This window comes from Brucella sp. MAB-22 (assembly GCF_025908475.1).
In the GTDB taxonomy this organism is placed as follows: Bacteria; Pseudomonadota; Alphaproteobacteria; order Rhizobiales; family Rhizobiaceae; genus Brucella; species Brucella anthropi.
On the sequence record NZ_CP109781.1, the window covers coordinates 1,598,964 to 1,611,606 of the forward strand.

The window sequence follows — 12,643 nt, forward strand, 5'->3', positions numbered from 1 at the left end:
ATTTCGTAAATCGAAACAGTCTGAGACAAGGGAGATACTCCGAAGATAATTAGCGCTCGGCGCGTCGACCACTGGCGAGGACGATCACCGCAATGATGGTGAGGCCAGTCAGGACAAGACGGACACCGGCGCCGAAGCCGTAGGTGTTGAGCATCGAAACTATGAGGAACATGAAGAGGGCGGCACCCCAAATACCAGGGATGTTGGAATCACCACCTGCAACCGCCGTGCCGCCGATGATGACGACGGCAATCGACATCAAAAGATATTCCGCGCCCATGTTCAGCGCTGCGCCGCCCGAGAAGCAGGCAAGCAGGAAGCCGCATAGCGAAGCGAGCACTGCACAGAGCAGATAGGTTACGAAGCGGGTGCCATCGACCGGAACGCCCGCCATGCGCGCAGCGAAAGGATTCTGGCCAATTGCCGAAATCCAGCGTCCATAGATGCTCTTCTTCAACAGTACCCAGCCAATGACTGACAGGATCAGCGCCACGAGGGCAACATTGGGAACGCCAAACGTGGAGGATGTTGTGAACTGCGCTAGGCTTTCTGGCGGTTTCACGCGCAGGCCGCGATTGCTCCAGATGGCGGTGGACTGGATCAGGAAGCTCATCGACAAGGTGGCGATGATGGGCGGAATGCGTAGAAGCTTGATCAGCGCATAATTGCAGATGCCAATGGCAACACCAACCAGAATGGCAACACCAAGCCCCGCCAGCACCATGCCGTCCTGCGTATCCATGAGCTTGAGCGCCAGTGTTGCGGCGAGCGTCATATTGGCCGGGACCGACAGATCGATATTGCCGGGTCCGAGCGTGATGACGAACATCTGGCCGAGGCCGACAATCACCGAAAAGGACGCGAAAGTGAAAGCTGCGTGGGAGAGCCCGTGCGCGCCAGCGCCGCCGGTAAAGAGGATGGTGATGATCCAGACGACGGCAGTGGCGATGAACGACCATATCCACGGACGGTTGGTCAGGATGGTGAGACCGCTCATTGCTTTTTCTCCCTCTTTTCGAGGCGATTGAGGAAGAGGCGCAATGCCAGCACCACGATGAGAATGCCGCCTTGCGCACCGATCTGCCAGTCCGGCGAAATGCGCATGAAGGATAGGAAGGATCCGGCAAGCGTCAGCGTCAGTGCGCCGATGACGGCTCCGATAGGCGATACGCGTCCGCCGACGAATTCACCACCGCCGAGAATAACGCCTGCGATAGACAGAAGCGTATAACGTAACGCGATATTGGCATCGGCCGATGTGGTGAGACCGACGAGTGCTATACCTGCAAGCACTGCGAAGAAGGCCGCCAGTGCATAGGTTCCGGCGCGGATCATGGTCACAGACCAGCCCGCACGTTCTATGGAACGGCTGTTACCCCCCGCGCCACGCATCAGCACGCCGAAGGTCGAGCGCATGACGATGAAATGCGTGACGACCGCGATCAGGATGCTGGCGACAATGGCCATCGGCATGAAAGGCGGCTTAACGGTCATGATCCAGCGCGCCCAGTCCGGCGCCTGTCCGCCGGGCGAGGGCAGCAGCAGAACGGCAAACCCGCCCCAGACGAAGCTCATGCCAAGCGTGACGACGATGGAAGGCAGATTGCGCAGGTGGATCAGCGCGCCAAGCGCCGCATAAGCTGCAATGGCTGCGGCAAGGATCAGCACTCCGATGACGGGCGCAGTGTTGAGATAGGTTGCGGCAACACAGACCACGAAACTCACGAAGGTGCCCATCGAGAGGTCGAGGTCGTTGACCGCCATGATGAGCATCTGGGCGATGGTCGCTAGCGCAATGGGGACGGCCAGATTGAACAGCAGATTCAGCCCGGTATAGCTCATGGCGCGTGGTTGCATGTAGAAGACGGCGGCAAGCAGCAGAACCAGCGAAAAAACCGGCGTCAGCAGGCGGATGGAGGAAGAGGAAAGGCGCATTATTCGTGACCTCCCTCAAATGATGCTGCAAGCACGTTCTTTTCCGTAATGTCTTCGCCGGTCAGTTCCGCAACGATAGCGCCGTCGCGGAACACATAGACACGGTCGCAAAGTTCGATTTCGTCCATTTCGGTGGAGTACCATACGAATGTGCGTCCGTTTTCGGCCTCACGGCGCAGGATTTCATAGACTTCCTGCTTGGTGCCGACATCGACGCCACGCATCGGATCGTCCATCAAAATAGTGTTGGCGCTGGTTGCCAGTGCACGGGCGAAAAGCACTTTCTGCTGGTTGCCACCCGACAGTGACAGGATGCGGTTACCCATATCCGGCGTGCGTATCTGGATGCGGTCTTTCCAGTCGCTGCCGAGGACGTCTTCCCGCTTCTGGTCAACCAGCTTTGCCGACGACAGCCGGTCCAGCGAGCCGATGGTGAGATTGTGCAGAATGCTCCACAGCGGGAAGGTGCCGTTGAGGCTGCGGTCGCCCGCAACGAAGGCGATTTCGCAATTGCGAGCCGGAACCCAGTTCGGTCGCCGCGCATAGTAGAGATCGAGCAGCATCCTGGTCTGTCCGTGTCCGGCCAGCCCGGCGAGGCCGATGACTTCGCCCTTGAAAGCCTCAAACGGCTTGATGTCGCTGGCGCGCTTGGCAAAGGACAGAACGGGCGTGCCGCTCGTGTCGGTCTTTGCAACGCGGCGCGCAGCCTTTTCGCGCTCGACGCTGCCCATGGCTTCGACGAGGCTGCGATTGGTGAAATCGCCCGCAGCGCGGTTGGCGACCACCTTTCCGTCCTTCATCACCACGATGCGGTCGGAGGTTGAGAGGATTTCACCCAACATATGCGAAATCAGGATAACGGCGCCGCCGGTGCTGACAAAACGGCGCACATAGGCCATGAGCTGCGCGGCAATGCCTGCATCAAGCGAAGAGGTCGGCTCATCGAGAATAACCAGTTTTGGCGCAGTGCCGGGCGCGGTAAAGTTGATGGCGATTTCGACCATCTGCCGCTCGGCGATGGAAAGCTCGTCGATGGTGGCGCCGCTGTCGATCTTGTGACCGGGGAAAATCTCGTCGAGCTTTTTGGAAATCAGTTCGACGGCCTTGCCGCGCCAGCCAGCGCCGGTCAGATCGCGCTGCATGATGCGGACATTTTCGGCAATGGTCAGGTTCGGAAACAGCGACAATTCCTGAAAGACGCAGCGCACGCCGTGCTTGCGCGCCATCGCTACGCCGTGTCCTGCTTCCTCATGATAGGAAACGCTGCCTTCATGTGGCGACAACCCGCCATTGATGACATTGACGATGGTGGATTTGCCCGCGCCATTGTGGCCGACCAGCCCGACGCATTCACCTTCGCGGATCACGAGCTCAGCGCCATCCAGTGCTTTCACCGCACCGAACTGCACGCGAATATTGCGCGCGGCGACGACCTCCCGTTTCTCTGCTGTTTCTGTCATACGCTCAACTGATTGCTGGAAATGCTGAAGAATAGACGATGGAAAAGGGCGGGAACGAAACCCGCCCCAATCGCTCGATTATGTGAGGCCCGGCTTACTTGGCCGCGTCGATAACCTTCTGCGCGTCTTCCAGCGAATATTCGACATTGGCGACGCCACCCTTCTGGGTGTTGGCCAGATCCTTGTCGAGCGATTCCTGGCTGACGCTGAGGAACGGAACCACGAGGTCCTTCTTCACGTCCTTGCCGTCGAGAATCTGCTGTGCGACCCAGAAAGCCAGCGTGGAAACGCCCGGTGCAATCGAAACCGACATGGTTTCATAGCCGTTGGCGTCCTTCTGTTGCTTCCACCACTGCAGTTCGTCTTCACGGTTGCCCATGATGATGATCGGCGTTTCGCGCTTGGCGGCGGCGAAGGCCTGCGCAGCGCCATAGCCGTCGCCGCCTTGCGTCACGACTGCGTCGATTTTCGGCAGGCTTGGGAGGATGCCAGCGACGGCACGCTGTGCGACGTCCGCCGCCCAGTCGCCATTGACGGAGCCGACGATCTTGAATTTCGGATGCTTCTTCACGCCTTCTTCGATGCCAGCATGGATATTGTCATCGACCGAAACACCGGCAAGACCGCGAATTTCAAGCAGGTTGCCGCCATCGGGGAAGCGCTTTGCGAGATAATCGATCTGGCCTTCGCCCATTGCCTTGAAATCGACCGCGATGCGCCATGCGCAAGGCTCCGTGACGGTGCCGTCAAAGGAAACGACCGTGATGCCCGCATCGCAGGCTTCCTTGATTGCACCGTTCAAAGCGGTTGGCGAAGCGGCATTGATGACGATGGCATCATAGCCCTGCAGGATCATGTTCTGGATCTGTGCGGCCTGTTCTGTGGCCTGATTTTCAGCCGTCGTGAACGGGTCAGCCGCAGCGACCACACCGGCCTTCACGGCTTCCTTGGTGATCTTGTCCCAGCTTTGCAGCATGGCCTGGCGCCATGAGTTGCCAGCATAATTGTTGGAGAATGCAATCTTCTTCGACGATGTGTCAGCCATCGCGCTGCCAGCGGCGAGAACGCCTGCCAGTGCTGCGGATGCGAAAAGGATTCTTGCGAGTTTCATTCTTTCCTCCCGGTTGCCAGTGTACGACCCGCAGCGCCCCGGCACTTCGGATCGTCTGAATTGATTATGATGCGAGCCTCCCGCACCGCCGCTCCTCAACGGCACCAGTCTGCACCTGACGCGATTTTACGCTCTTGTCTTGCGGGCAATTTTCTGGTGAAGCGAGGATGAAAGAAGAGAAGCCTTCTGTGAAGGCCGAATGAAGCAACTGTCTTGCGGGTTCCCGCAGCAAAATTGCGGGAACCCGCAAGACGCGCCGAGGATGTGACGGCGTATTATAGTGCTTCAGGAGCAATTTGCGTTTGGAGGAGAAACGCTTGGCCGAACTCGTGCCCCAGAGGTTGCTCGACCACTATCTGAATATTTCCAGATTGCTGGCGGGACAGCTCGACTTCGATTCCATTATTCAGGCGGTGGCGGCGGAAATCACGCATATCGTGCCCTATGATCATCTGGACGTTTGCATCAAGATGGTCGATGGCAAGTTCCACATCGCCTATGAGAGCGGCATATCGACGGCCTGGAGCCGTAATCCTCCCGCTCTGTTGTCGGGCAGTCCCATTCGAACGGTGCTCTCCGGCGAAGTCGATCATCTACTGACCGACGATGCGCGCACCGATCAGCGTTTTCACTTTGATGGTTCCTTTTCCAGTCCGATCATCGAGCATGATCTGAAAGGCCGCCTGCATGTGCCCTTGAAGGCGCAGGGCGATATTATCGGTGCGCTCAGCTGCTCCAGTCTCGCGCCCGCCTGCTACACCATGCGGGACGTGGAAAACGCCCAGTCGATTGCCGATCTGCTTGCACCATATTTTTTTGCGATCCGCGCGGCGGAACAGGCCAAGCGTTCCGCTATCGTGGAAACGGAAGCGCGCGCTCGCGAGGAAGGCTTGCGTTTCGGCGCGTTGAAGCTGACCGAAGCGCTGGAGACAGAGCGCCATCTCATCGGTATGGATTTGCATGATCAGACGCTGGCCGACCTGACACGCCTTGCGCGTCACGTGGAGCGGCTTACCCATGCACCGGACCTCTCGGGCGAGCAGCTTGAACCGCTGTTTCGCGGGCTGCAGCATTGCATGCACGATCTCAGGCAAATCATTGAAGAAGCTAAGCCTTCAATTCTTCAGCTGTTCGGTTTTGTGCAAGCGACGGAAAACCATCTTGACCGTTCGGTGCGCGACAGTGGATCGTCCATCGAGTGGACGCTGGACGACCGCAGCGACGGCATGGCCGATCGGCTGGAGGAAGCAGTTGCGACTTCGCTGTTCCGCATCGTGCAGGAAGCGATCAACAATACGATCCGCCATGCTCATGCCAGCCGGTTGCGGGTTACGTTTCGCGACAAGGGCGGTCGCCTGCACGTCGAAGTCGCTGACAATGGCATCGGCATGGATCGCCAGGTGCAACGTTCCAGTGACCGGCATGGCGTCGGACATGGGATCGACAATATGCGCACGCGCGCGCGGTTGATTTCTGCAAGTTTTGCTATCAGGAAAAATGGGGAAGGCGGTGGCACCAGCGTGACGATCCATCTGCCTGTGGAAATGTGCCGGGAGACGGGAGGGTAAAATGCATGTTCTGATCGTGGAAGATGATCCATTGCATCGCGCCTATCTTGGCGAGGCTGTGCGTGCGGCATTGCCTGAATGTAGCGATGTGCTGGAAGCCGACAACGGCTCGGCAGGTGAGAAGCTGGCCCGTCAGCATCGCGCAGCCCATATCGTCATGGACCTGCAGATGAGTGGACGTAACGGCATTGAGGCCGCCCGCACCATCTGGAAGGAGAATCCTGAAACGCGCATCCTGTTCTGGTCGAACTATGCCGACGAAGCCTATGTGCGCGGTGTGTCGCGCATCGTGCCGGAAGGGGCGGCTTATGGCTATGTGCTGAAATCGGCGTCCGACGATAAGCTGCGGCTGGCATTGCGCAGTATCTTTGTCGAAGCACAATGCGTCATCGACCGCGAGGTGCGCGGCCTGCAGCAAAAGAGCCTCGGTCATGCCAGCGGTTTCAGCGAAAGTGAATATGAAATTCTGGTCGATATCGCGTTGGGGCTTACCGATCGCGTTATTGCGCGCCGCCGCAATCTGTCGCTGAGAAGCGTCCAGAACAGATTGCAGCAACTCTATGAAAAACTTGGCGTTTATCAGGAAAAAGGTGAGCCGGAGGAAGGGCGTTTCAACCTCCGGGCTCGTGCCGTGACGGTAGCGCTTTTGCGCAAACTACTGAATTACAGTGCGCTGGAACGCGCAGAAATCGAACTGAACGAATGGCTTAGCCGACAGCTGCCTTCAAACGGCTCTGTGCGAGATTGAGGCCGAGTTCCGACGCAAGGGCGATGACCGGAGCGAAGCGACGCCGCTTTTTTTCGTCATGGTTGGAAGCAATGTCTGCGATGCGATGCTTGAGGAAAGGGTTGAGAAACCGCTCCCGCACCGAAGCCACGTAAGCTTCGGCCTGTTCGCCAAGGCCGTCCGCAGCAAATACCGGCAGGACTTCCTCGCGCCATACCGCTTCCAGTTCATTCCGGATCGTTTCGTCCTGCATGGCTTCCAGTACGATCTCGTCTTTCGGACGGCTGCCCTTGAGCCATTGTTCCGCGATGAATGTGTGGCCAAGGTTGAGCAAGTAGAGTTTCAAATGCTCATAGCGCGCAAGATCGTCGGTGACGACGATATCTTCGTGTTCGCAAGGAAGCGTCAGGCCATCGGCCTTCTCGATTGCCCAGAGCGCATAGGGCTCGGCGATGGCGCCGATTGGCTCGATGGGTTCGGAAACGATGCGGTCGACAAGGCTGTTGGCAAAAATGCATCGGGTTTCGAGCCATTGCACGAAACCGTCCGGCAGTTTCCAGTCATGGGCAAGATCGATGAGGATCGAGCGCAACCTGTCGCCATTGCGCGAGATCAGCTCGCAGGGAAACAGCGACAATGGCGCATCGGGATTGTGCTGCCAGCGGTGATGTAGGAGCACCAGAAGTTTGGCTGGAAAACTCTTCGGCAAGGCATCCGGGTTCGCAAGAAGCGAGCTGTCATCGCTTCTGTCGAGTTCGTAGCCCTTGTCGCCGGTGTTGGAGAGGATCACATCGACGCTGGCACCGAGGTCGAGAATCGCCGCCCAGTCGTGATGTGCGGAATAGGCAGCGGTAACGCCCTTCGCCTGATGTTCCGTTTCGGATGGCTTGCCGTCGACAAGCCCACGGATCATCACAGGATAGCCGTTGCTTTCGTTCAAAGCCGCGATGCGCTGGCTGCTCTGCGGGTTTGAAGTCGTCTGCACGACGGCAATTGTCCCAATGGCTTTGCCCTTGGAAAACGCCTCCGAAACAAAGAAATCGACATGAGCCAACAGAAAACGGCTGGTGCCGAACTGCAGGATCGCTGGCTTCTCGTGCATGACCTTCTCCCATAAATCAGTGGTTTTAACTAAGCGATGCAGGGTAAATTGGTCAAGCCAGTAGGATTCTTTATCGAACGATTGGTTCGGTTCCACATGATGAAATGCGCGATTTGCCGCAATTAACCGGGTTTTTAAGCATATTGCGCTTCTGTCCGGTTGGAAATATGGTAAGGCCAATTCGAGGAGAGGCGGATTTGGGAGCGCTATGAGCGATTTTACGGCAACTGCGGAACCGCGCAGGCTTTATCAGCAGATCGCAGATCGGGTGAGAAGCCTTATCCAGGACGGCCAGTTTCCTGCTGGCAGCAGGCTACCGGCTGAACGCGAGCTGGCGCAGCAACTTGGCGTGTCGCGGCCTTCGCTGCGCGAGGCGCTTATTGCACTCGAAATCGCCGGTAATGTCGAAATCCGCATGGGGTCGGGCATCTATGTCACGGCAGAGTCGGAAAAGCGTTCGCTTTTACATGGCGCTTCCATCGGCGAGAGTCCGCTTGAAATCATGCAGGCGCGCGAAATGGTCGAAGGCAGCGTGGTCGTCACGGCTTGTGCGCGCATGACGCCTGAAAGGCTTGCCGAGTTGCGCGCAACGATTGACGCAATGAAGGTGAATGTCGATGCCGGGCGCAAGGCGATTGAGCTCGACAGGCAGTTTCATCTGCTCATTGCCGAGCAATCGGGCAATTCCGTGCTGGTGCGCATCGTGCGCGACCTTTTTGACGAGCGGCATAGTCCGTTGACGTCGCATATCAGGACGCGCTTCGAGGATAACGATACATGGGCTCTGGCTTTGGCCGAGCACGAAGCCATCTATGCGGCGCTGGAAGCGAGGGATCCGCTTCAGGCGCAGGCAGCCATGCGAACGCATCTGGACCGGTCCAAGCAGCGTTGGATGGATAATGAACCCAGCGAGTAATTAGCCGGGACGATTTGGGAGTGAGGTCAGACAAATGAATGAATCCGTTGATACAGCGGTTGCGCCGGTTATTCTGCTGCATCCGTCGGATGATGTTGCCGTTGCGCGCATTTCGGTTCGCGCCGGTGATCCGATCGGCCTTGACGGGATCAGGGCCAGCGAACTGATCGGTCGCGGGCATAAGGTGGCCATTCGCGATATTCCGGAAGGCAAGGAAGTCCTGAAATACGGTCAGGTGATCGGCGTTGCGACGAAGGATATCGCTCAGGGCGAGCATGTGCATTTGCAGAACCTCGCCATGCTGCCCTCCGAACACGAGCATCAGTTCTCCATCGATATTGAAGAACGCGGCATGCTGCCGGACGCAGAACGCCGCCATTTCATGGGTTATGACCGGGGCGCTGGCGGTGTCGGCACGCGCAATTTCATTGGGGTGATTTCGTCGGTCAATTGCTCGGCCACGGTGTCGCGTTACATCGCCGATTATTTCAACCGCATGGGCGGTCTCGATGGTTTCGACAATGTCGATGGCGTCGTGGCGCTGACACATGGCAGCGGCTGTGCGCTCAACACCAAGTCGGAAGGCTATCGCCTGTTGACGCGCACTATTCAGGGTTATGCCAAGCACCCGAATTTTGGTGGCATCCTGCTGATCGGCCTTGGCTGCGAAACCAACCAGATCGCGCCGATCCTCGAACATTACCGCATGGAAGAAGGCTCGCGCCTGCGCACCATGACGATCCAGCAGCATGGCGGCACGCGCAAGACCATCGATCATGCGATTGCCGAGATCAAGGAAATGCTGCCGCTGGTCAATTCGGCGGTGCGCACCAAACAGCCTCTGTCGAAGTTGAAAGTAGCGCTGGAATGCGGCGGCTCGGATGGCTATTCCGGCATTTCGGCCAATCCGGCATTGGGCTATGCCTCGGACCTTATCGTGCGCAATGGCGGCACGACCGTTCTTTCGGAAACGCCGGAAATCTATGGTGCCGAACATCTTTTGACCCGTCGCGCAGTAACGCCTGCGGTGGCGGAGAAGCTGTTGCAGCGCATCGACTGGTGGCGTGATTACACGGCGCGCAATGGCGACGAGCTCAACAACAACCCATCGCATGGCAACAAGCTCGGCGGGCTGACCACCATTCTGGAAAAGTCGCTCGGTGCAGTTGCCAAGGGTGGTTCCATGCCGCTCAAGGCCGTCTATGAGTTTGCCGAAACCGTCACGGAACAGGGTTTCACTTTCATGGATACGCCGGGTTACGATCCCGTCGCGGTGACTGGACAGGTGGCCGGTGGCTGCAACGTGATCTGCTTCACCACTGGCCGTGGTTCGGTTTCCGGTTTCAAACCTTCGCCTTGCATCAAGATCGCCACGAATTCCGAAATGTACGAGCACATGAAGGAAGACATGGACATCAATTGCGGCGGTATCGTCACCGGCGACGAGACCATCGAACAGTCCGGCATCCGCATCTTCGAACATATCATCGCGGTCGCATCCGGCGAGAAGACGTTGAGTGAAGTCTACGACTATGGCGACAACGAATTCGTGCCTTGGCAGGTCGGCGCCGTAACCTGATCCCTTTCTTTAATGACGACTGACAGGATAATTCGATGGTCAAAGCTCTGCGTATCGAGAGCGAAAACGTCACACGTTTTGCAGAAATCGACGAAGCGCCGTTGCTGGCCGGTCAGGTCCGTGTGCGGGTTCGGCACGTGGGTCTCTGCGGCAGCGATCTGAACACCTTCAAGGGGCTTAATCCGCTGGTGCAGCTGCCCCGCATTCCGGGGCATGAAATCGGCGGCGAGATCATGGAAGCCGGAGAGGGTGTCAGCGCTGCCTATGTCAAAGGCAAGCGGGTTATCGTGCTGCCTTATACGAATTGCGGTGAATGTTCGTCCTGCCGTAAAGGTCGGCTCAATGCGTGCCGTTATAACAAGACGCTCGGCGTGCAGCAAAATGGCGGCCTGGCCGACCAGATCGTGCTGCCTGCCGAAAAATTGATCCTCAATGAGACGCTGTCGCCCCGTCATCTGGCGCTGGTCGAGCCGCTTTCGGTTGGCTTCCATGCCGTCGAGCGCGGACGTGTTCAGGCAGGTGATACGGTTGCTGTTCTCGGTTGCGGCATGATCGGTATGGGTGTTCTCATCGGCGCGCTGGCGCGCGGTGCCAAGGTCATCGCCATCGATCCAAGCGCTGAAAAGCGCGAACTGGCACTGCAATTCGGCGCAACACACGCATTGCCGGGCGGTGAGGATGTCGTCGCCAAGGTTCAGGAACTGACCAACGACGACGGCGTGGACGTTGCTTTCGAAGCGGTCGGTCTGCCGATCACCTTCACGCAGGCTGTCGACCTGGCGGGCTTTGCGGGCCGGGTGGTTTATGTCGGCTATTCCAAGGCGCCGGTCACCTATCAGACGCAGTTCTTCAACCTGAAGGAACTCGACATCATGGGATCACGCAATGCCACGCTCACCGATTTCGAGGCCGTCATTGCGCATCTGGAAAAGCTTGGGACGGATGCCGACAAGCTGATCTCGAAGGTATTTCCGTTTGATGAAGCTGAAGCGGCACTCCCTTACTGGGATGGCGACCGTAACGTTTTGAAGATCATCATCGAACGCGACTGAAATCGAAGCAAATGCGCCACGTCGGGAAGGAAGACGTGGGCTGCCACGCATCGATGGAAAATCGATGCGTAAACTGAAGAAATTAGAGCGTCCTTTAAGCGTCCAAATTGGACGCATGGCGCTCTAACGGAGGAAACCGGCCCTAAGGCCAATTGTTTAATGACCCCATATGGGAGGACAAAGATGAAGAAACTCGTTACCGGCATGATCGCCGCCAGCATGCTGCTGGCAGGAAGCATGGCTGCCTATGCTGCCAATGTTTCGATCAAGGTTGCCTATGAAAACAACCCCGGCGAGCCTTTCGATGAGGTGATGCATTACTGGAAAGATGATCTTGCCAAGCGCAGCAATGGCGAAATCACGCTCGAACTCTATCCAAGCTCGCAGCTTGGCTCCAAGAAGGACGTGACCGAGCAGGCCATGATGGGGCTCAATGTCGTGACCATTTCCGACGTTGGCTTTCTGGCCGAATATGACCCGGACCTCGGCGTACTCTACGGTCCGTTCCTGACCGATGATCCGGCACAGCTTTTCAAAGTTTATGATGGTCCCTGGTTCAAGGAAAAGAGTGAAGAGCTGAAGAAGAAGGGCATTCACATCGTAATGCCGAACTACCTCTACGGCATTCGTCAGATCATTTCCAAGAAGCCGATCCGTACGCCTGAAGATCTGAAGGGTATGAAGATTCGCGTGCCGAACAACGTCATGCAGATCAAGACTTTCGAAGCCATGGGCGCAACGCCAACCCCGATGCCGCTGGGCGAAACCTTCCCGGCGCTGGCGCAGGGCGTGATTGATGGCGTTGAGAACCCGATCTCGGTTCTTTACGGCCAGAAGTTCCAGGAAGAAGCCAAGTATCTGAGCAAGGTTGGCTATCTGACCAACGTTGCTCTGATTGTCGGCGGCGAAGCCTTCTTCTCCACGCTGCCGGAAGATCAGCTCAAGATGATCCATGAGTCCGCCTATGATGCGGGTCTCTACAGCCAGAAGCTGACGATCGAAAAAGACAATGAAATGATCGAGAAGATGAAGGAAGCCGGTGTCGAGATTATCGATGTCGACCGCGCTCCTTTCAAGGCACTTGCTGAAAAGGTCTACACCCAGTTCCCGGAATGGTCGCCCGGCCTTTATGACAAGATCAAAGCCGAACTGAACTGATCCATCCTTACTCGGATAATGCCGTGTCGCGGTTT

The 12,643-nt window shown here is 57.4% G+C and carries 11 protein-coding genes; 6 read left to right on the plus strand and 5 right to left on the minus strand.

Features of this window, described 5'->3' with window-relative positions; all coding sequences use genetic code 11:
* Positions 1–49: 49 nt before the first annotated feature.
* From OHI65_RS07405 to OHI65_RS07420, 4 genes are all read right to left on the minus strand, one after another.
* Positions 50–997, minus strand: coding sequence for an ABC transporter permease (locus OHI65_RS07405; protein ID WP_036587505.1), 948 nt, complete (start codon positions 995–997; stop codon positions 50–52).
* Complete coding sequence (locus OHI65_RS07410; protein ID WP_125301197.1) at positions 994–1,935, minus strand: ABC transporter permease; 942 nt, start codon at positions 1,933–1,935, stop codon at positions 994–996. Before OHI65_RS07410 ends, OHI65_RS07405 begins: the two co-directional genes overlap by 4 nt.
* The gene (locus OHI65_RS07415; protein WP_125301195.1) at positions 1,935–3,395 is read right to left on the minus strand and encodes a sugar ABC transporter ATP-binding protein; all 1,461 of its coding nucleotides are present in this window, start codon (positions 3,393–3,395) and stop codon (positions 1,935–1,937) included. Before OHI65_RS07415 ends, OHI65_RS07410 begins: the two co-directional genes overlap by 1 nt.
* Positions 3,396–3,489: 94 nt before the next feature.
* Positions 3,490–4,506 carry an ABC transporter substrate-binding protein gene (locus OHI65_RS07420; protein WP_012093262.1) on the minus strand — a complete coding sequence of 339 codons (1,017 nt, stop codon included), beginning with the start codon at positions 4,504–4,506 and terminating at the stop codon, positions 3,490–3,492.
* A 317-nt stretch (positions 4,507–4,823) separates the two neighbouring features.
* Between OHI65_RS07420 and OHI65_RS07425 the strand changes: the two genes are divergently transcribed.
* Positions 4,824–6,074, plus strand: a complete 1,251-nt coding sequence (locus tag OHI65_RS07425; protein ID WP_264358628.1) for a GAF domain-containing sensor histidine kinase — start codon at positions 4,824–4,826, stop codon at positions 6,072–6,074.
* Position 6,075: 1 nt separating this feature from the next.
* On the plus strand, positions 6,076–6,822 hold the full coding sequence (locus OHI65_RS07430; RefSeq protein ID WP_010659092.1) for a response regulator transcription factor: 747 nt from the start codon (positions 6,076–6,078) through the stop codon (positions 6,820–6,822).
* Here OHI65_RS07430 and OHI65_RS07435 read toward each other — a convergent pair.
* Positions 6,782–7,903 (minus strand): D-mannonate oxidoreductase, encoded by a 1,122-nt coding sequence (locus tag OHI65_RS07435; protein ID WP_094515623.1) that lies wholly within the window; start codon positions 7,901–7,903, stop codon positions 6,782–6,784. The two genes, OHI65_RS07430 and OHI65_RS07435, sit on opposite strands and share 41 nt — an antisense overlap.
* A gap of 208 nt (positions 7,904–8,111) precedes the next feature.
* On the opposite strand from OHI65_RS07435, the gene OHI65_RS07440 reads away from it, so the two are divergent.
* From OHI65_RS07440 to OHI65_RS07455, 4 genes are all read left to right on the plus strand, one after another.
* Complete coding sequence (locus tag OHI65_RS07440; protein ID WP_010659090.1) at positions 8,112–8,819, plus strand: FadR/GntR family transcriptional regulator; 708 nt, start codon at positions 8,112–8,114, stop codon at positions 8,817–8,819.
* A gap of 34 nt (positions 8,820–8,853) precedes the next feature.
* Positions 8,854–10,398, plus strand: a complete 1,545-nt coding sequence (locus tag OHI65_RS07445; RefSeq protein ID WP_125301191.1) for a UxaA family hydrolase — start codon at positions 8,854–8,856, stop codon at positions 10,396–10,398.
* A gap of 35 nt (positions 10,399–10,433) precedes the next feature.
* On the plus strand, positions 10,434–11,450 hold the full coding sequence (locus OHI65_RS07450) for a zinc-binding alcohol dehydrogenase family protein (RefSeq protein WP_125301189.1): 1,017 nt from the start codon (positions 10,434–10,436) through the stop codon (positions 11,448–11,450).
* 183 nt (positions 11,451–11,633) lie between these two features.
* Positions 11,634–12,608, plus strand: a complete 975-nt coding sequence (locus tag OHI65_RS07455) for a C4-dicarboxylate TRAP transporter substrate-binding protein (protein ID WP_012093254.1) — start codon at positions 11,634–11,636, stop codon at positions 12,606–12,608.
* Positions 12,609–12,643: the final 35 nt, after the last annotated feature.